Raw genomic sequence first — 20,108 nt, 5'->3', positions numbered from 1 at the left:
ATGCTAAACACCCATCATTCGCGTGAATCAATAACGTGTTCTAACCGTGTAAGTATTTGCGCTTATAATCTGAAGACATTGCAAATACAGGTACAATACAAGCCACTAGCCCAATGTTGATGATATAAACCAAAGACTCATTTGCCAGCAATTGATATACAGAGCCCATCAGCAATATAACAATAATCAGTAACAACAGACGATGTGCCCATGGTCGACCAAATGAAAACTGTGCGTAATAACGAACCATTATTGTTCTCTCATTTTTCTAATACCCTCCCAAACTTCAGACGACCATCCGGCTCCATATCTAAAGAAAAACGATAAAAAAACCGAAGAAATCACCCATATGCTTAAATTACACGCAAACACTTCCACATATACCTTTTGGTAATATCATAGGGAATTAGTTCATATCAAAATCAACCGAAAAGTATTCCAGAATTGCGATGCACATCATAAGATTGCCACCTATTCGTTATTAATAAGCCTGTAAACGGATTTTCAGGTCACAGTGAGATGTAGGATCAACTTTTATGATGTACCAAATACTTAACTTGGCGATTTTCGCCCTTCTAATTGGCCTTCTTTATAAACAACAAAAAACCGAGAGCACGTTATCGAAACGTGTTTTTACTAGCCTTGGTTTAGGCGTAATGTTTGGTGGTGTTTTACAGCTTGTCTATGGCGGTGGAAGTGACGTTATAGCAAGTACCCTTGAGTACGTTAATATCGTTGGTGCTGGCTATGTTAGCTTGCTAAAAATGATCATCATGCCACTGATCATGGTGTCTATTATTGGCGCGATTATCAAAGTAAAAGATTCAGGCTCACTGGGTAAGATTTCTGGTTTAACAATCGGTATTCTACTAGCGACAACAGCCGTTTCTGCACTGATTGGTATTCTTGTCACCAATATGTTCGGCCTTAATGCTGAAGGGATTGTTCAAGGCGCCCGTGAAATTGCACGCGGTGAAGCGCTAGAAACACGCCTAACTGCCGTACAAGCATTGTCTTTTGCTGACATGATCATTTCTTTCTTCCCTGGCAACCCTTTTGCGGATTTAGCTGGCAGTCGCCCAACGTCGACGATTGCGGTTGTTATCTTCTCAGCCTTTATTGGTGTTGCAGGTTTAACGGTAATTCGCACTCAGCCTGAATTAGGCCAGAGCTTTGAAAAATTCGTTAACGTTGCTCAAGAAATCGTTCGTACACTCGTACGTATGGTGCTGAACCTAACACCCTATGGTGTGCTTGCACTAATGACCAAGGTCGTTGCCGGTTCAAACTACAGCGATATCCTTAGCTTAATTAATTTTGTCGTCGCATCTTATGTCGGCCTTGGCTTAATATTAGTCATGCACTTGGTGCTGGTTTCTTTTGTGGGCGTAAACCCAATTCGTTACCTGAAGAAAATTCTACCGGTACTGACATTCGCATTTACCTCACGTTCAAGTGCTGGCACTATCCCGCTAAACGTTGATGCTCAAGTTAAGAAGTTGGGTAACGGCGAAGGTGTCGCAAATTTCTCAGCCTCTTTCGGTGCAACAATGGGCCAAAATGGCTGTGCCGGTTTATACCCTGCGATGCTGGCTGTAATGATTGCGCCAACAATTGGTATTAACCCGCTTGATCCAAGCTTCATGCTAACCCTGATTGCCATTGTCACTATCAGTTCATTTGGTATTGCAGGTGTAGGTGGTGGCGCGACATTTGCTGCTCTGATTGTGCTATCAGCCCTTGATATGCCAGTAGCGCTTGCTGGCCTACTGATTTCAATCGAACCATTAATTGATATGGGTCGAACGGCAGTCAACGTAAGCGGCGCAATGACGGCGGGGACGATTACTTCTCGCGTATTGGGTGAAGCAGACGATGCCATTTTCGATGCTGACGATGACGCTGAAGGTGAAACAGCGAAGGCATAGTAACCTCCTTGTACTCAAAAAATGCAAAAGGACGAGCAATGCTCGTCCTTTTTGTTATCTATCATTTGACTCAAATTTTTTTGCCTATTAAAAAGGCTGGATAGAATGCTCTATCCAGCCTTTTCTCGACGGTTTCAAACACTCAGGTTCAACCAATCAATTGACGTACTTTTTCGAGGTCTTCTGGTGTATCAACACCCGCTGGCGGCGCATCCAGTGCGACATCAACATGGATCTTTTCGCCGTACCACAACACACGTAACTGTTCTAACGCTTCAATCTTTTCTAGGGCACTTGGCTCCCAGTTGATGTAAGTGTTAATGAAGCCTGCACGGTAGGCATAAATGCCAATGTGACGCATCAGGTTATGGTGAATTTCTTGAGGGCGTTTCGCAAAGTTGTCGCGATCCCATGGAATCGAAGCACGGCTAAAGTACATGGCATAGCCATCTTTATCCGTTACAACTTTCACCGCATTGGGGTTAAAGACTTCATCAGCATGATCAATTTGCACTGCCAATGTTGCCATTGGCGCTTGGCTGTTCGCTAAATTCGTCGCAACTTGGCGAATGATTGAATCAGGGATTAATGGCTCATCACCTTGCACATTTACCACAATTTGATCGTCAGCTAAGTTATATTTTTCAACAACTTCTGCTAGTCGCTCAGTACCTGATTCGTGATCAGCCCGAGTTAAACACACTTCACCACCAAAGCTTTTAACAACATCAACAATACGCTGGTCATCTGTCGCAACAATAACTTGCTCTGCACCGGCTTTGCTGGCTTTTTCATATACCCACTGAATCATTGGCTTACCGCCAATATCAGCCAATGGCTTACCCGGCAAACGGGATGACTGGTAGCGGGCTGGGATAATGACAGTAAATGACATTATTTCACCTCATCAGAACTCAGAGTACGCGCTTCAAGCTCAATTAAGACCGGGATACCATCTTTAATTGCATACGCCAAGCGGTCAAATTTACAAATGAGTTCACTTTTCTCTTTATCAAAATTCAACTTACCTTTACATGCAGGGCAAGCAACGATTTCAAGTAGACGATGATCCATATTCTTCCTTTACCTTAATAATGCGGTTAATCAAGCTTTCTGCCTGCTCGGCAGGCATTACAGCATCAACCGGTAAATACCACCAATTTGGCTGTGCGAAAGTGTGGCATTTCACCGCATCTTTCTCTGTCATGATTAGGTGCTGCCCTTTGGCAGCTAACTGTTGTAATTCTTGCGCAGAGAAGGCCTGATGATCAGCAAACGGCTGACAAAATACAGGCTTTACTCCAAGCTGGTTTAGCGTACTAAAAAATCGCGGTGGATGGCCAATGCCCGCCATTGCCACGAGATCTCCCTCAAGCGCAAGCAGATCAGCACGATCACCAGTCTTGAGATTAACGATGGGTGCGGGAGCCAAGTGCATTGGGATTTCATCGCCTTCCGGCTTCGAGCCATTACAAATGAGAAAATCCACTTCATCCAACCGAGCACAGCTTTCACGTAGTGGACCCAGTGGGATCAATTGTTGATTACCAAAACGGCGTTGACCGTCAATCACAACAATTTCAATATCACGTGCTAATGCATAATGCTGTAAGCCATCATCAGTAATAATGACATCCACATCGGGTTCTAGCAAAGCAACGGCTTCTGAGCGGATTGGGGAAACGGCTACTGGCACACCCGTTCGACGAGAAATGAGAATAGGCTCATCCCCAGCCTCACTGGTTGTACTATGCTCATCGATACGGTAAGGATAATGCGGTGCCTTGCCGCCATAACCGCGCGATACCACGCCCGGTTTTAACCCTGCCGCTTTTAGCTGTTCAACTAACCAAACGACAACGGGCGTTTTACCGTTGCCGCCAGCAGTAATATTACCAACCACAACAACAGGTACGCTCGCCCGATAAGCGACTTTCTGTCCAGTTTGATATTGCTGACGACGACGACGGCTGATCACACCAAAAAGTTGACTTAACGGCCATAATATTGGTTTGAGCAACCATCCTGCAAAGTGGGACTCAAACCAAATTTTTTCAATCACCGATGCCATTATTCACCAAACTGAATACGGTGTAGTTGTGCATACGCGCCACCTTGCGCCAGTAGCTCAGCATGTACACCTTGTTCGATAATTTCGCCTTCATCAACCACTAATATTTGATCCGCTTTTTCAATGGTCGATAGACGGTGGGCAATAACCAACACAGTACGATCTTTCTGAAGTTCATCCAGTGCCGATTGAATCGCTCGCTCTGATTCAGTATCCAGCGCTGATGTCGCCTCATCTAAAATCAAAATCGGCGCATCACGTAATAATGCTCGAGCTATCGCTAGACGCTGACGTTGACCTCCAGATAAGCTCACACCATTTTCACCAATCATGGTGTCCATGCCGTTATCCATATCGTTAATGAAGCCCATGGCATGGGCAAGGCTTGCCGCTTTTTCAACGTCTTCACGGCTGTATTTGTCACCGCTCGCATAAGCGATATTGTTCGCCACTGTGTCATTAAACAGGTGTACGTTTTGGGAAACGACGGCAACTTGATCACGCAAGTTCGATAACTTGTAATCACAAAGGTCACGGTCATCAATGGTGATACTACCGGAATCAATATCGTAAAAACGCGTCAGCAAGTTAGCGATAGTACTTTTACCAGAGCCTGAACGGCCAACTAGCGCTAGCGTTTTACCCGCAGGTAAATCAAAACTAACATTGCGTAATGCTGGCGTATCCTTGGTTGGATAGGTAAAGGTAATGTCCTTCACTTTTACGTCGCCATCAACGCGAGTAGCAACGTAATTACCATGGTCTTTTTCTGGTTCTTGTTCCATCAAGTCAAATAACGTACTACACGCTGCCATACCACGCTGGAACTGGGAAGTAACATTGGTTAACGATTTTAATGGTCGCATTAAACCAAACATTGAACCAAAGATCAGGGCAAACGTACCAGGTGTTAGCGATTCACGCAGTGACTCCGTGTTTGCCAAAATCAACACCGCGACCAATGCTAAAGAGGCAATAACCTGAATCACTGGGTTTGCAATAGCCTGTGCTGATACCAATTTCATCGTTTGTTGCCGCATGCGGTTACTGACACTCTCAAAACGCTCTTGCTCAACCTGTTGGCCACCGTAGCTCAACACTACCTTGTGGCCTTTTAGCATTTGTTCTGCAGACGAGGTCACCGATCCCATCGCGTCTTGCATACTTTTAGAAATACGACGGAAGCGTTTAGAAACCACGCGGATACTAATGGCAACGACGGGGGCAATAATCAATAAGATAGCGGATAACTGCCAGCTGTTGTAAAACATAATGGCCATCAGGGCGATGATTGTCGCACCTTCCCTGACCAAGCTAACCAATGCACCACTCGTAGCAGAAGCTACCTGCTCAGAGTCGTAAGTAATACGGGAAAGTAATTTACCAGCAGACTCTTTATCGAAGTAACCTACAGGCATCTTCATGAAGTGGTTAAACATTTGACGTCGCATCGACATCACGACGTTACCGGATACCCACGCAAGGCAATAAGTCGACACAAAACCACTAGCCCCACGAATAATCATTAGGCTAAGTAAATAAATTGGCATCATTGCCAAGAAGTTCGAGTCGACACTGTCGACGCCACCAAAACTTTCATCCATCAATGGTTTAATCATCGAAAGCATCAGGGCATCACTGGAAGCATTTATGATCAACGCAATAATCGCGGCACCTAGTCCAGCTTTATACAAGCTAATAGACGGCCAAAGACGTTTAAACGTTTCCCACGTGGTTTGATCGTTGGGTTGTGTCATGAAAAATCATTTATTCTTGAGGTCAATTCTTTACATTCTACTCTCTTCACGCCTACGGACCAAATAAGTTAATTAATCCTCCGCCTAAATTGCTCAATTTTCAGGCAAATATCTACCCTTTAAAATATTGTCACCCACTGAATGTTACTTTACGGTACGAAACCACGCAGATTTCTTGTCATGACGATAGCGAGTTACCGAAATTTCCTTACGGTCGATATCCAATGTTATCTGCCCTAACTCAGCGGTAGATAACCATTGAGTCCCTTTATCTACATAACGCTTTTCAACAGCTAATGACGGTAATTTCCATGGGCTATATTTGGCAACAGACACTAACGCAAAACGAGGAGACATGGATGACAACCACGTTGCCGTTGATGAACTATTGCTGCCATGATGAGGGACGAGTAAAACATCCGGCGACAAGTTCGGTTCTTTTTGGGCCAGCAATAATTCTGATATCGCATCGATATCCCCCGTTAGTAACAATGAAGCCGAATAAGGCGCATCAAGTTCAGAGACTTCAATCACACAAGAGTGAGGGTTTGCCGCACGTGACACACGCTTTGGTGGCCACACAACCCGAAATTCTAATCCCTGCCACTGCCAACGCTCACCTCGTACGCAAGGCATGAAGCCTGTACGATCATCACTGCTTCTTTTCCATTTAGGTGTAAAGTGTTTGATTAAATAACCAGTACCACCCGCGTGATCACTATCAGCATGACTCAAAATCAGCCCGTCAAGTTGGTGAATACCTTTTTGCTGTAGCACAGGTGCTATAACCGATGCGGCAATGCTACCGGTTTGCCAACGATTCCCCGTGTCATAAAGTACGGCTCGGCCATTTTTTTCAATTAGCAGCGCGAGCCCATGGCCTACATCCAATAAATGAACCTGCCATGTATGTGAAACAAGGTTTGTTTCCTGACGGCCGGTATTCTCACGATAAAACCAACTCACTAGCGTTATAACTAAAACACAATATAGGGCTTTAAATTGGCGGAAAGGAAAAAACCAGCGTAAGGCAATACAAAAAAGGCCACCGAATAACATCACCATAGAAGATGGGCTTAGCTCCCACCAACTCCCCCTTGCGTGCTCAGCAAGATAGATCACAGGCCATAATGACATATCTGCAGCTTGCCACACCCATGAAGATGCACTTGGCCAAAAGGTCATCATAATTGCCATTAGCACCAACGGAACAGTAATCACACTGACCCAAGGTACAGCAATAATATTAATAACTGGGGCCAGCAGGGTAAACCCACCAAACCATAACCATTGCATGGGTAACATCAGAAACAGCAATGCAAATTGCATAATGACAAGTGGTTTTACCCTGCTCCAAAGCGACATATAAAGCGTTAAACCATCTCGCTTTAGTGGCTCAGTTCGAACTCCAGAAACGGCAACCGATGAAATAATAAATACAGCAGCAAAAGAAAGCCAAAACCCTGCTGTATATGAAGCCAGGGGCTTTAGCATCAAGCACAGCGTAAAAGTAAACAATAACGTTTGCCAAACCGGCCATTGAATGCGAAAACGCAGCAACATAAGTACAATCGTACTCATCACCAACGCACGAACCGTCGGAATACTAAACCCAGCAAGCCAAGCATAAGAAACGCCCGTTAATAGCCCTATCCACAAAGGTAACCATTGCCAACGGGAAGTATCATTCGCAACACTTTTGATAATACGGCCAATCCACCAGCCACAGACAACGGCAAGACCAATGTGTAACCCTGAAATCGCCATTAAGTGTGATAAACCACTATCGCGCAGCATCATCCAATGCTGGTCATTTAATTCCCCTCGAAAACCGAAGCCAAGCGCGAGAAGAAAAGCTTGATGATCTAAACCTTCAGTTGCTTGCACGGTTTGATCAAAAAGTTGTTGTCGAGCTGAGTGTTCACCTTTCTTCGACAGCCGCTTACCCGCTAGCACAACCCCGCTGCCATGGATCTCTTTCCCAACAAACTGACGCTCTGCATCATACCCTGCACTATTTACTCGTCCATGAGGTGGTCTAAGCTTCACTTCAAGCTGCCACTTCTCACCATGCTTCATAGTGCTATCATGTAAAGGCTGTTGCCAATGTAGCCTAAATTTAAGGCGTTCTTTTTCTACATTTATTAACGGGGAGAAATTAGGCGTTACAAAATCAAACGTTATAACGGATCTGTTAGCATTTAATAAGCTGCTAACTTGCCCAGTTATGGTAATATTCTTTGGCTCAATTGATACACGTTGGACGTTTTCTAAATAGGATGTTGCGGCGATATTCGCCAGTAGTACACCAAATGCGATACAGATCAATAGATGCCGGCCTAAAGAGGCACACACTAAGCCGCCGAGCATCAATGCTGTAATAAACCCATTATATTCTGGTAGTGTTGGCCAGAAGTGAAGTGACAATAGTCCTAATGCAATCCCGGCAAGTACGATATTCATATCGCTAACGCCAGTAGATAAAATGACTGAAAATGCCAAGACAAGTAATTAAACGTTTTATGCCAAGCCATGAGGTGATTAAGCGCCAAAAAGCGCTGAAAATTTTTGGTAATGTGCTTTATAACCCAAACCTATGGTGCCTTAATCGTCGTTCAGCATCAGGGGCCTTTGCGGTCGGCTTGTTCATGACTTTCGTTCCTCTCCCCAGTCAAATGATTATGGCAGCGGGATTAGCTATTCTCTTTAGCGTGAACCTACCATTATCTGTCTGCTTAGTTTGGATTAGTAACCCTATCACCATGCCAGTGATGTTTTATGCCGCCTATAAGGTTGGGGCTTGGCTACTGAATACTCCCCACCAATCTTTTCATTTCGAACTTTCTTGGGAGTTTTTACTGCACCAAATGAATCAAATAGGCCCGCCATTCCTGCTTGGCTGTTTGATCTGTGCGATATCTTTCTCACTATTGGGTTATTTTGGTATTCGTGGCCTTTGGCGCTACTCTGTTGTCAGAAGTTGGCAAAAACGTAGATTCCGAATTCTCAAATAACCAGACGGATTTATGAAACAAAAAACCTCGCCTAGGCGAGGTTTTTTTTATTACATCGGTTTGAGTACTACAAAGCATGTTTTACATATCTTGAAGCTGTGGCCCATTGCTATTTTAAACCGTGACATCATTACATCATCACTGGGAACCACATCAACAATAGCCTTGTAACAACCATTCTTGAAAATGCATCACTTACTTAGCACTCAGTACCGCTGCAGGTTGCAGAGCACTGGCGCGCTTTGCCGGATACCATGTCGCTAAAAAGCTCAGCAGTACCGCGGTAATAGTAACAAGTGCAACATCTTGCATTAATAATTGTGTCGGTAAAAAGTCAACAAAGTAAATATCACCGGATAAAAATTGATGCCCAATAACACTCTCAATAAAGCGCATGATCGTCGTTAAATTGACCGCAACGGCTGAACCGATTAATGAACCGATTAAGCTTCCTACCACCCCCGACAACACACCGTGCCAAATAAATATTGAGCGAATTAAGCGATCAGTCGCACCCATGGTACGTAAAATGGCAATATCGGCTGAACGATCTTTTACTGCCATCATCAAAGTGGACACAATATTGAAGCTTGCAACCCCAATAACCAGCACCATCACCAGATACATAATGGTTCGTACCATCTGAATATCTCGATACAAGTAGCCATACTTCTGCGTCCAACTTTTCAGGTAGACATATACAGGCAGAGTAAATCCGACTTCACGTACTATGTGCTGGGCATTCAGAACTTCGTCGACGTTCAGTGCGATCCCTGAAATGCCTTCCCCCATCGATAAATATTCTTGGGCGTCGGCTAAAGGCACCAAGGCAAAGTTATGGTCAATCTGTCCCGCCAAGGCCAATAAGCCAACAACCTGTAAACGAATACGTTGTGGGGCTTTGAGTTTCAGAGCAGGATCGGGGTTCGGTATCATCGCGGTGATCCAATCACCAACATCAATACCGAGGTTTTTAGCCACGCCCTGCCCAATAATCACTTGTTGCTTACCTGCAGATAGCGTGTCCCATGCATTATTTTTGACATAATCAGGGATGGCGCTGACAGAACGTTCTTTTTCAGGATCGACACCACGCATTCCTACCGCTTTTAAGTTACTCCCTTTTTCGAGCAAGGCGGTAAATTGAATATACGGTGCCGCCGCAGTAACTTGCGGGTGCTGCTCCACTGTTTGTAGGACAGGTTGCCAATCAGTAAATGGTTGCTTAACCACTTCTAACTCACCATGTGGGATAACAGACAAAACACGGTTTCGTAGTTCGCGTTCAAAACCATTCATGGCCGATAAACCAATAATGATGACAGCCACACCCACTGCAATCCCAAGCATGGATGAAACCGAAATAAACGACACCATTCGATTTCGCTGCTTAGCTCGGCTAAAGCGACTCCCGATATATAACGATAACGGTCGGAACATTTACGCTACCTCAACCTTCACCAGTTCACCATCTTGCATATGCATACAATGATCGAGCTTTGATGCCAATTCATTATCATGGGTAACAACCAAGAACGCAGTGCCTGATTCCTTATTTAACTTTCGCATTAACTCATAAATTTCTAGTGCCGTTTTATGATCTAAATTACCCGTTGGTTCATCCGCTAGAACCAAGGCAGGTTTATTAACTAACGCACGGGCGATTGCAACACGCTGTCGCTCACCGCCACTCAGCTCCGAAGGTCGGTGCTCTAAACGGTGCTTCAAACCAACAGTCTCTAGAATACTTTGCGCCTGAGAGCGTGCTTTATCGGCAGAGATACCGCCGATCAATAGTGGCATCGCCACATTTTCAACCGCAGAAAAATCAGCCAAAAGGTGATGAAACTGATAAACAAAACCAATCTCACGATTACGTAATTTCGCTTGTTTATTCGTGCTCATTGCATTGAGCTTCTGGCCTTTAAAAAAGACATCGCCTTCACTGGGCTCGTCTAATGCGCCCAGTAAGTGTAAAAGCGTACTTTTACCCGAACCAGAAGCGCCAACAATACCCACGAGATCGCCAGCATTAAGGCTAAAACCTACCCCTTTTAACACCTCTGTTTCGAGTTGGGCTTCGCGGTACACCTTGCGCAGTCCCTGACAAACTAATAACGAATTACTCATAACGAAGTGCCTCGGCAGGGCGAACAGATGCCGCCCTATAAGAAGGAAAAACAGTTGCTAGCAAGCTCAATAAAATCGCGCCAACAATAACAATTAAAATTTGAACGGGGGATATAACAACAGGCAGCGCTCCACCAGCAGAAATCAAATTGACCCCTAATACCGACAGGATGCTATTTAAATTAAACGCGGCCAACGTACCGAGTAAACCACCTGAAATAGCACCAATCACGCCGCTACTAGCCCCTTGAACCATGAAGACAAATAATACCTGCCAAGACGTCATGCCCTGTGTTTTCAAGATAGCGACTTCGGCTTGCTTCTCCATTACGACCATAATGAGGGCAGAGATAATATTGAACGCTGCAACTCCAATAATTAAACCCAGCATCAAGCCCATCATGTTCTTTTCCATTTTAACAGCTTGGAAAAGCTCACCACGTTGCTCACGCCAGTCAGACCATCCGTAGTCCGCAATACTTGAGTGATTTGCTAACTCGGCAACCACAAAGGGATCATCAACAAATAAACGCCACCCGGTAATTTGACCCGGTTTATAACGCAACAAGCGACCTGCATCTTCAATATTGGTTAAGATCAGTTGTTTATCAACGTCTGAGCCCGTGTTATATAAACCCGACACTTCAAAGTTACGTTGACTTGGGATACGGCCTAACGGTGTGTACTGGCTCGCACTCGTTACCATCAAGCGCACCTTGTCGCCAACAGCCACATCTAGCTGGTTGGCTAATGATTGCCCCAAAATGACTCGGTAACTACCCGGTATCAAGTTTTCAATATCGCCGTTGTTAGTGTAATAACCAACGGGCTCAAATTCCGAAGGGTCAATACCAACTAACATACCAGCCGATAGAGACTGTGCGCTTTGCATAACGGCCTCCCCTCGTGTTACGGGCGTTACCATTTCTACATGAGGTAATTCAAGTAATGCAGAGGGAGGGGTCTCTGTTCGCATAATACGGCCATCGGGACCTGATACGACAGCTTGCGGCATCACACCCAAGATTCGCTCTTTGAGTTGCTGCTCAAAACCATTCATCACCGACAATACGGTAACAAGCGCAAGTACACCAATTGTGATACCCGCTGTCGACATATAAGAGACAAAACGACTAAAGCGATCTCCCGATCGACCACGCAGATAACGAAGACCTATAAAAAAAGAAACGGGATGAAACATAAATAATGAAGAAACCATCCTGATAAAGATTGTTCGTCAGCATACCTGTAGATCCGGCTTTTTACCAATATACGACGTAAAAGTAACGTAAAAACAGAAGGTAAAATAGACACTCTGTTACCGACTTACTTGCCCCTTAGCGTTTGCTAAGTGATAATCGAAGGATAGTTAATTTATTGTGGGTGTAACATGAATCAGGACGAGTATTTTTCGGTCAATGCTGGGCTGACTATTAATGTCGAGCCATTATCAGATGGAGATGTGGTACCTGACGAACACACCTTCAGCCTCGAAATACCGCCTTTATTTCGTGTTGCCAGTGAGTGTAATGGTTTAGATGACAACCTTGATCGCGCTTTAAACACCTTAAATAATAGCGATCAACAAGCACTCACCACGTACTTAACAGCACAAAACAATAAAATTAACCTGTTACTGTCTTATGTACTTTCACAGCAAAATGATCCAGCCCTGCGCTATATCACCACATCTTTTGGTGCAAGCCGGCTCTCATACTCTAATGCCACAGCATTAGTTGAGGGGTCAGCAGTAAGAGTGAAGTTGTTTCTTGATAACCCTGCAGCCGCAATATATGCCTATGCCGATGTTGTCGAATGCGGTGAGCAAAATGAACAGTTTGAGATTACACTGAAATACACTCGTTTACAGGAAGATGACCGGGATCTGCTCATTCGTGCAGCCCTTCATTTCCAACAAAAAATCTTGCGCCAACGCGCCCAACAGCGATCAGAAAGCCAATAATTATCATGAAAGCACATTCTATTCTTTCTCTTCCATTACCAACCAAACAAGGCGATAGCCGCTTTGTTGGTAATGTTACTGGTGCTGCACTTGCACTTTCTATCGCTGAACTGGCGCATGAACACGCCGGTCCATTATTAGTTGTCGTGCCAGATACTCAGACGGCATTACGACTACAATCAGAAGTCAGCCAATTTACTGAGCAAGAGGTCAGTGTATTCCCAGACTGGGAAACACTACCTTACGATAATTTCTCGCCACACCAAGATATTATCTCTGATCGCTTATCGCGTCTCTATCAGCTGCCCACTCAGCAATCTGGCGTGATGTTGGTACCGATTAGCACATTGCTACAACGCCTTTCACCCCAAGAATTCATCCACCAGCATGCATTACTCGTCACCAATGGCGATCGCCTGTCGCTTGATAAGCTACGACTTCAGCTTGAGGCTTCTGGCTACCGTCATGTTGATCAAGTCATGGAGCATGGTGAATATGCGAGTAGAGGCTCTTTAGTTGACCTTTTTCCTATGGGCAGCAATCAACCCTATCGCATTGACTTTTTTGATGATGAAGTTGATTCAATTCGCCAGTTTGACCCTGAAAATCAGCGTTCAACAGGTGAAATAAATAACATTAATTTATTACCAGCGCATGAGTTTCCAACCAATGAAATTGCGGTTGAAAACTTTCGTATGCGCTGGCGTGAGCGTTTTGAAGCCCGTCGTGAACCCGAATCTATTTATCAGCAGGTCAGTAAACGTACTTGGCCTGCAGGTATAGAGTACTGGCAGCCTTTATTTTTTGAACACACTGAAACGTTATTTGATTACCTGCCTGATAACAGCTTGCTGGTGACGATTGGTCACCTAGAGCCTGCAGTCGACCATTTCCTCAGTGATGCCGAGTATCGCTACGAACAACGGAAAGTTGACCCGTTACGCCCATTACTGGCTCCTCGAGAACTATGGCTAACGAAAGATGAAATGTTTTCGGGTTTCAAAACGCTACCACAAGTGCGTATCCGCCAAGACGTCGAGCCAGAAAAAGCAGGCCGTTTTAACCCTGCGCTGAGCCCTATACCAGAAATAACCATCAATCATCAGTTAAAAGAGCCACTCGCCGAGCTACGCCGTTTTTCTGAAAGCTTTGATGGCAAAATTATTTTTTCTGTTGCATCAGAAGGTCGCCGCGAAGCACTGCTTGACCTGCTGGCACGGATTAAGTTACGGCCAATGGTTTGCTCAACACTCACAGAAGCGGTACAAACACCAGAACGATTTAGTTTGGTAATTGGTGCAACAGAGCAAGGTTTTATTCTTGCCGAACCCGCAGTTGCCTTTATTTGTGAAAGTGATCTCTTGGGTGAGCGCGTTGTCCAGCGCCGTCGCCGTGAAGACAAAAAAACCGTTAATGCCGATACTATCATCCGTAACCTTGCCGAACTGCAAGTTGGTCAACCTGTCGTGCATATTGATCACGGTATCGGCCGCTACCTTGGGCTGCAAACGCTGGAAGCCGGTGGGCTAAAAACAGAATACGTTACCCTTGAATATCATGGTGGTGCCAAACTATACGTACCCGTTGCGTCACTACACCTGATCAGCCGCTATTCTGGCGGTGCTGACGAAACGGCTCCCCTCCATAAGCTAGGTGGCGAAACGTGGACAAAAGCACGCAAGAGAGCTGCGGAAAAAGTGCGAGATGTCGCCGCAGAGTTATTAGATGTCTATGCTCAGCGTGAGATGAAATCCGGCTTCAAATTTGACCTTGACCGTGAAGCTTATGCTGATTTCAGCACTGGTTTCCCGTTTGAAGAAACTCATGATCAAGCCTTGGCAATCAATGCAGTACTGTCTGATATGTGTCAGGCAAAAGCGATGGATCGTCTCGTGTGTGGTGATGTTGGCTTCGGTAAAACAGAAGTTGCCATGCGTGCTGCTTTTGTCGCTGTTGATAATAACAAGCAAGTAACCGTCCTTGTCCCTACGACGCTACTGGCCCAGCAACACTTCGAAAACTTCCGCGATCGCTTTGCAAATACGCCAATTCGAGTCGAGGTGCTATCTCGCTTTAAAACGGCAAAAGAGCAAAAGCAAATTTTAGCTGACATGGCTGAAGGCAAAATCGATATTCTTATCGGTACACACAAACTACTTAACGCCTCAATTAGCTACTATGATCTCGGCTTGCTGATTGTTGATGAAGAGCACCGCTTTGGGGTCCGCCAAAAAGAAAAGCTAAAAGCCATTAGAGCTGATGTTGATATCCTAACTCTTACAGCCACACCAATTCCTCGTACACTAAACATGGCGATGAGTGGTATGCGTGATCTTTCTATCATAGCAACACCGCCCGCAAGACGCTTAGCCATCAAAACCTTTGTACGAGAAAACGATGATGCCGTAACACGTGAAGCGGTTTTACGAGAAATCACGCGTGGTGGGCAAGTTTACTTTTTGCACAATGAAGTCGACTCCATCGAAAAAATGGCAGAAGACTTGGCCAAGTTAGTACCTGAAGCTCGCGTCACTTTTGCTCACGGTCAGATGCGCGAACGCGAACTTGAAAAAATCATGAGTGATTTCTATCACCAGCGATTCAATCTACTAGTGTGTACCACAATAATTGAAACGGGTATTGATGTTCCAACCGCTAATACAATCATTATTAACCGTGCCGATCACCTTGGCCTCGCCCAATTACATCAGCTACGTGGCCGTGTGGGTCGCTCGCACCACCAAGCTTATGCTTACCTACTGACACCGCACCCTAAACGTATGACCAAAGACGCCGTGAAACGTCTTGAAGCAATATCATCCCTTGAAGATTTAGGTGCAGGCTTTACACTGGCTACACATGACCTTGAAATTCGTGGTGCTGGTGAATTATTAGGTGACGATCAAAGCGGGCAGATCCAATCTGTTGGTTTTAGTTTATTTATGGAAATGCTAGAACAAGCAGTAGAAGCACTGAAAGAAGGAAAAGAGCCATCACTCGATGATCTTCTTCGACAGCAAACCGAGATAGAGCTTCGTCTACCTGCTCTGCTGCCAGATGACTTCATTCCAGATATCAACACCCGACTGTCACTGTACAAACGCATTGCAAGCGCTGAAAATGAAACAGCCCTAAATGAATTAAAAGTAGAGCTAATTGACCGCTTTGGCTTATTACCAGAGTCCGCTAATAACCTGCTAACCGTTAACAGAATGAAGTTAAAAGCGGCAGGCCTTGGCGTACGGAAAGTTGAAGCTGGTGAAAAAGGCGGATTTATTGAGTTTAATCAAAATGCAGCTATCAACCCTGGGTTCCTTGTGAGCTTATTGCAATCACAGCCCCAGCATTACCGAATGGAAGGCCCAACTAAACTCAAAGTCATGGCGCCAATGAGTGATCGTAAAGATCGGATTAAGTATGTTGACGGACTTTTAACAAAGTTAGCAGAAAACACTCTATAATAGACGGCATTAAAGTGCGGAGTATTATCTTGAAAAAACTGATTTATTTGCTGCTCTTAGCCATAAGCTGGCCAAGTTTAGCGGCGAGACAATTTGATATCGAAGTGATTATGTTCAAGCGTAATATCGCGCCAGAGCAAGTCAATGAATCTTGGCCCGACCAACAAAAGCCCATCAACCTGAAAGGAACGATGTCTTTTGGTGATAGCGCTCGACTGAAAGCAAAAGGGATCAGCCTGATGTCCCCTTCTAACTTCCAGTTGAATTCACAGTATAACAAGTTAAAAGGCCATGCTGGTTTTACGCCTTTAGCGCACTTTGGCTGGCGTCAGGGCGATCTAAGCCGAGCGGCAGCACCTAAATTTTATCTTACTGCTGGTAAGGATTTTTCAGATAAATACCTTCCAGATGGTACGTCGAAAGCTGAGCAACAACGCCGTGATATCGAAGCGGGTACTGATGGCATTGTCATATCGGCAGATAACCAGCCTAACGCTACATCTTTTGATGAAGAAGAGTTCGGCAGTAGTTCGCAGAACCTTGATGAAGCTAAGAATCAGCCTTTATACGAGCTTGAAGGTATGATCCGTGTCTATGTTCAGCATTATCTGTTTACCGATATTAACGTTGATTTAAGAGAGCCTGGACGACGTGAGGTCATTGTTGGTACAGAATCACTCGAAGATACTGACCCATTACTGGCTGACAGTAATGTTCAGGTCGGTCACTTGCAGGCAGTACAAAACAAAGTTGAAGTGGAAGAGTTCTTAAAATCTTACCGTTTCGATCAGCAACGACAAATGCGTAGTGGTGAAACACATTATATTGACCACCCTCTAATGGGCATGGTCATCCAGATTCGCCGTATCGATAATTAATCGCTACGAGAAAAAATCTACGCGTAACGGGCGGCCTATCTGGCTGCCCGTTTCTTTTTCTACTCACACATTTTCACCCTGCATCTTGCAACACCTCAATTGCCGTATCACACTAAGGCGAATCTTGCCAAAAGAGCCTAACGATGAAAGCGGATCATGAGCTGATTACAGAACGACTGAAAATGCGACCATATAAAAACGCCGACCTGCTTGAGTTAGTTGAGGCAATTCATGATTCCGGTGAGAAGCTCGCTCGTTGGTTACCCTGGTGTTCTAACCAGTATGACCAACATGATGCTCATGAATGGATACATGCTAGCCAGCAAAATTGGCTCTACGACATCAGTTATGAATTTGCCATCTTCCGCCAAGACAACGATGAGTTTATTGGCAGCATTTCACTCAGCAACCTTTCAGATCAAACTAACTCTGCAGAGCTCGGCTACTGGGTAAAATGTTCAGCACAACAGCAAGGGTTTGCAACAGAAGCTTGCCACGCTGTCGCTCACTTCGCTTTTACCACGGTAAAGCTAACTCGGCTAGAAATTGTGACGCATTTAGGTAATCTTGCCAGTCAACGCACGGCACTTGCTTGTAATGCCAAATTTGAATGTACAGCAAGAAATCGTGTGATTGAAAATAACGAGCCTATCAATGGACTCCTTTTTTCACTCATTCCAACCGATATTTCGTAACAAATAAACCACTAAATAAGTTACTTAGGGATAATCTGTTATATTGTTCTTGTAAGTAAAAAATTAGTCTTCATTGCTTTAACGGAGTTCAAACGTGTTCAAAATTATTCTTACCATCGCCATCATTGGTCTTGTTATTTTCTTTATGCAGCGCTCTTCTAGCAACAAGCAGTCAGCAGCTGAGAATGTTAAAATTGGTGAAGAGTTTCTGGCAAGTAACTTAGAACAAGACGGGGTTAAATCAACGGCATCCGGCCTTCAGTACCTCGTACTGCAAGAAGGCACAGGCACAGAGCACCCTAAAGCATCAGATAAAGTGACCGTTCATTATCACGGTACATTAATTGATGGTAAGGTTTTCGACAGCTCTGTTGACCGCGGTGAAACCATTCAGTTTGGCTTGAATCAAGTCATTAAAGGTTGGACTGAAGGCGTACAATTAATGGTGGAAGGCGAAAAGACTCGTTTCTTCGTTCCAGCTGATCTCGCTTATGGCAATCGCGGTGTAGGTGGCATACCGGCAGGCTCTGTTCTTATCTTTGATGTTGAACTGTTTAAAATCAACTAAATTCAGTCAATGATATCGTAAATAAAAAAACCGCCATTCGGCGGTTTTTATTTACTCTGACTCATTGAGCAACAAATCAATTCAATCGTTTAACATCGGATCGCTCTAGCGTCGCATTCTCGTGATAAATATCAGCAAGGTAGACGGCAAGATCAGTCTCTTCCAGTTCAGGCGGAATCACAACATCATAAATACGGGCGCGCATTGCGGTATCTGATTCTTTGAACAATAACCAAAAGCCGTCTTTTCGCTGAACAGATAGCTTAGCTCCAAATACATCAAATAATAAAAACATCTTATTTATGTCCTTTTAATACATGTCCGTATCGTCAGTTACCGATTAGTGTAGCTTTAGATTTGGTCGTAAGACACGGTTAATTCGTCCTACTAGCATCATTAAGCCAGTTTTAAAGACACCGTGTAAGGCAACCAAGTGCATTCTGTATAACGAAATATACACAATACGTGCAATACGTCCCTCGACCATCATCGAGCCTTTGGTCAAGTTCCCCATCAAGCTACCAACAGTAGAAAAACGGCTTAAAGACACTAACGAGCCATGATCGCTGTAGACATAGGGCTTTTGATCACGGTTAGTAATCTTAGCTACAATATTGTAAAAACAGCGACTTGCCATCTGGTGTGCAGCCTGCGCACGCGGTGGAACAAAACTGCCGTCCTCTTGTACGCAAGAGGCCAGATCGCCAATGACATAAATATCATCATCACGTGTTGTTTGCAGCGTCGGCTTAACCACAAGCTGATTAATACGGTTAGTTTCAAGCCCTGCGATATCTTTCATAAAGTCAGGCGCTTTAATACCAGCAGCCCACACCATGATCTGAGCCGGAATATGATCACCATCTTTGGTTGTTAGGCCTGTTTCATCTGCTTTTGTTACCATTGTCGCAGTACGAACATTCACACCTAACTTCGTCAACTCACTGTGTGCGGCTGATGAAATGCGTGGGGGCAATGCCGGAAGAATACGCTCACCCGCCTCAACCAAGTTAACATTTAATCGTGAACTATCGAGATCACCAAAGCCATAGTTTTTAAGCTCTTGTACTGCGTTATGAAGTTCAGCCGAGAGCTCTACACCCGTTGCGCCAGCACCTACAATCGCAATATCAACCGTCTTTTGGTTTTTATCAGCATGTAGTTTCAAGAACTGGTTGTTCATTTCAGTACGGAAACGGTGTGCTTGCTCAGGGCTATCAAGGAAAATACAATTATCTCTAACACCCGGCGTATTGAAATCATTGGATGTCGAGCCAATTGCCATTACCAAGACATCATATTCAAGCTCACGCTCAGGCATCAACAGTTCATCATGCTCATCATACAACGGCGACAATTTAATGACTTTACGCTCGCGGTCGATATCATGAAGGCTACCCATTTGGTAGTCAAAATAATGGTTTTTAGCATGAGCGCGATAACTTAAAGCATCAACCCCCGCATCCAGCGATCCTGTTGCTACTTCATGTAATAGCGGTTTCCATAAATGGCTTGCCTTACGGTCAACGAGTGTTACTTTCGCACGTCGTTTACGGCCAAGGGTACGACCTAACCTCGTCGCAAGCTCCAAACCGCCGGCGCCACCGCCTACTACGATAATTCGCGTCACAATGTCTTCCTCT

Annotated in this window: 18 protein-coding genes; 7 read left to right on the top strand and 11 right to left on the bottom strand. The window is 44.7% G+C overall.

Annotation, left to right across the window (positions count from 1 at the left end; translation table 11 throughout):
• Positions 1 to 40: 40 nt before the first annotated feature.
• Positions 41 to 250, bottom strand: a complete 210-nt coding sequence (locus L4D78_RS14090; protein WP_428467508.1) for a hypothetical protein — start codon at positions 248 to 250, stop codon at positions 41 to 43.
• Between the two features lie 286 nt (positions 251 to 536).
• Here L4D78_RS14090 and L4D78_RS14085 point away from each other — a divergent pair, with 286 nt between their 5' ends.
• A complete protein-coding gene (locus L4D78_RS14085) occupies positions 537 to 1,928 on the top strand; it encodes an L-cystine transporter (RefSeq protein ID WP_428467507.1) in 1,392 nt (463 codons plus the stop codon).
• 148 nt (positions 1,929 to 2,076) lie between these two features.
• Here the strand turns inward: L4D78_RS14085 and kdsB are convergent, their stop codons facing one another.
• The 5 genes from kdsB to L4D78_RS14060 all read right to left on the bottom strand — a co-directional run bounded on the left by kdsB (position 2,077) and on the right by L4D78_RS14060 (position 8,219).
• On the bottom strand, positions 2,077 to 2,823 hold the full coding sequence (gene kdsB / locus L4D78_RS14080) for a 3-deoxy-manno-octulosonate cytidylyltransferase (protein ID WP_428467506.1): 747 nt from the start codon (positions 2,821 to 2,823) through the stop codon (positions 2,077 to 2,079).
• Positions 2,823 to 3,002, bottom strand: coding sequence for a Trm112 family protein (locus L4D78_RS14075; RefSeq protein WP_428457489.1), 180 nt, complete (start codon positions 3,000 to 3,002; stop codon positions 2,823 to 2,825). Before L4D78_RS14075 ends, kdsB begins: the two co-directional genes overlap by 1 nt.
• Positions 2,983 to 3,990: a tetraacyldisaccharide 4'-kinase gene (gene lpxK / locus L4D78_RS14070; protein ID WP_428467557.1), complete on the bottom strand. Its 1,008-nt coding sequence runs from the start codon at positions 3,988 to 3,990 to the stop codon at positions 2,983 to 2,985. The genes L4D78_RS14075 and lpxK overlap by 20 nt, the downstream gene beginning before the upstream one ends.
• Before the next feature lie 8 nt (positions 3,991 to 3,998).
• Entirely contained in the window at positions 3,999 to 5,756 is a 1,758-nt protein-coding gene (msbA, locus tag L4D78_RS14065) for a lipid A ABC transporter ATP-binding protein/permease MsbA (RefSeq protein WP_428467505.1), read from the bottom strand.
• Positions 5,757 to 5,900: 144 nt separating this feature from the next.
• A complete protein-coding gene (locus L4D78_RS14060) occupies positions 5,901 to 8,219 on the bottom strand; it encodes a DNA internalization-related competence protein ComEC/Rec2 (RefSeq protein WP_428467504.1) in 2,319 nt (772 codons plus the stop codon).
• A 32-nt stretch (positions 8,220 to 8,251) separates the two neighbouring features.
• Between L4D78_RS14060 and L4D78_RS14055 the strand changes: the two genes are divergently transcribed.
• On the top strand, positions 8,252 to 8,770 hold the full coding sequence (locus L4D78_RS14055) for a DUF2062 domain-containing protein (protein ID WP_428467503.1): 519 nt from the start codon (positions 8,252 to 8,254) through the stop codon (positions 8,768 to 8,770).
• A 195-nt stretch (positions 8,771 to 8,965) separates the two neighbouring features.
• On the opposite strand, the gene lolE is transcribed toward L4D78_RS14055, so the two are convergent.
• Genes lolE through lolC form a run of 3 tightly spaced genes read right to left on the bottom strand, consistent with a single transcriptional unit; the run spans position 8,966 to position 12,101 of the window.
• A complete protein-coding gene (lolE, locus tag L4D78_RS14050; RefSeq protein WP_428467502.1) occupies positions 8,966 to 10,210 on the bottom strand; it encodes a lipoprotein-releasing ABC transporter permease subunit LolE in 1,245 nt (414 codons plus the stop codon).
• The gene (lolD, locus tag L4D78_RS14045; RefSeq protein ID WP_428467501.1) at positions 10,211 to 10,900 is read right to left on the bottom strand and encodes a lipoprotein-releasing ABC transporter ATP-binding protein LolD; all 690 of its coding nucleotides are present in this window, start codon (positions 10,898 to 10,900) and stop codon (positions 10,211 to 10,213) included.
• Entirely contained in the window at positions 10,893 to 12,101 is a 1,209-nt protein-coding gene (gene lolC / locus L4D78_RS14040) for a lipoprotein-releasing ABC transporter permease subunit LolC (RefSeq protein WP_428467500.1), read from the bottom strand. Before lolC ends, lolD begins: the two co-directional genes overlap by 8 nt.
• Positions 12,102 to 12,290: 189 nt before the next feature.
• Between lolC and L4D78_RS14035 the strand changes: the two genes are divergently transcribed.
• The 5 genes from L4D78_RS14035 to bamJ all read left to right on the top strand — a co-directional run bounded on the left by L4D78_RS14035 (position 12,291) and on the right by bamJ (position 18,465).
• On the top strand, positions 12,291 to 12,863 hold the full coding sequence (locus L4D78_RS14035) for a PilZ domain-containing protein (RefSeq protein WP_428467499.1): 573 nt from the start codon (positions 12,291 to 12,293) through the stop codon (positions 12,861 to 12,863).
• Between the two features lie 5 nt (positions 12,864 to 12,868).
• The gene (mfd, locus tag L4D78_RS14030; protein ID WP_428467498.1) at positions 12,869 to 16,324 is read left to right on the top strand and encodes a transcription-repair coupling factor; all 3,456 of its coding nucleotides are present in this window, start codon (positions 12,869 to 12,871) and stop codon (positions 16,322 to 16,324) included.
• Positions 16,325 to 16,353: 29 nt separating this feature from the next.
• Positions 16,354 to 17,202 (top strand): peptidoglycan binding protein CsiV, encoded by an 849-nt coding sequence (locus L4D78_RS14025; protein WP_428467497.1) that lies wholly within the window; start codon positions 16,354 to 16,356, stop codon positions 17,200 to 17,202.
• A gap of 143 nt (positions 17,203 to 17,345) precedes the next feature.
• Positions 17,346 to 17,897, top strand: coding sequence for a GNAT family N-acetyltransferase (locus L4D78_RS14020; RefSeq protein ID WP_428467496.1), 552 nt, complete (start codon positions 17,346 to 17,348; stop codon positions 17,895 to 17,897).
• A 94-nt stretch (positions 17,898 to 17,991) separates the two neighbouring features.
• Positions 17,992 to 18,465: a BamJ family beta-barrel-assembly machinery protein gene (gene bamJ / locus L4D78_RS14015; RefSeq protein ID WP_428467495.1), complete on the top strand. Its 474-nt coding sequence runs from the start codon at positions 17,992 to 17,994 to the stop codon at positions 18,463 to 18,465.
• Between the two features lie 76 nt (positions 18,466 to 18,541).
• On the opposite strand, the gene L4D78_RS14010 is transcribed toward bamJ, so the two are convergent.
• Positions 18,542 to 18,760 (bottom strand): DUF7661 family protein, encoded by a 219-nt coding sequence (locus tag L4D78_RS14010; protein WP_428467494.1) that lies wholly within the window; start codon positions 18,758 to 18,760, stop codon positions 18,542 to 18,544.
• A 45-nt stretch (positions 18,761 to 18,805) separates the two neighbouring features.
• The gene (locus tag L4D78_RS14005; RefSeq protein WP_428467493.1) at positions 18,806 to 20,095 is read right to left on the bottom strand and encodes an NAD(P)/FAD-dependent oxidoreductase; all 1,290 of its coding nucleotides are present in this window, start codon (positions 20,093 to 20,095) and stop codon (positions 18,806 to 18,808) included.
• Positions 20,096 to 20,108: the final 13 nt, after the last annotated feature.

This window comes from Photobacterium minamisatsumaniensis (assembly GCF_050336695.1).
GTDB classification, from domain to species: domain Bacteria; phylum Pseudomonadota; class Gammaproteobacteria; order Enterobacterales; family Vibrionaceae; genus Photobacterium; species Photobacterium minamisatsumaniensis.
The sequence above is the reverse complement of the archived record's forward strand: the minus strand, read 5'-3'. Positions and strand labels throughout refer to the sequence as shown.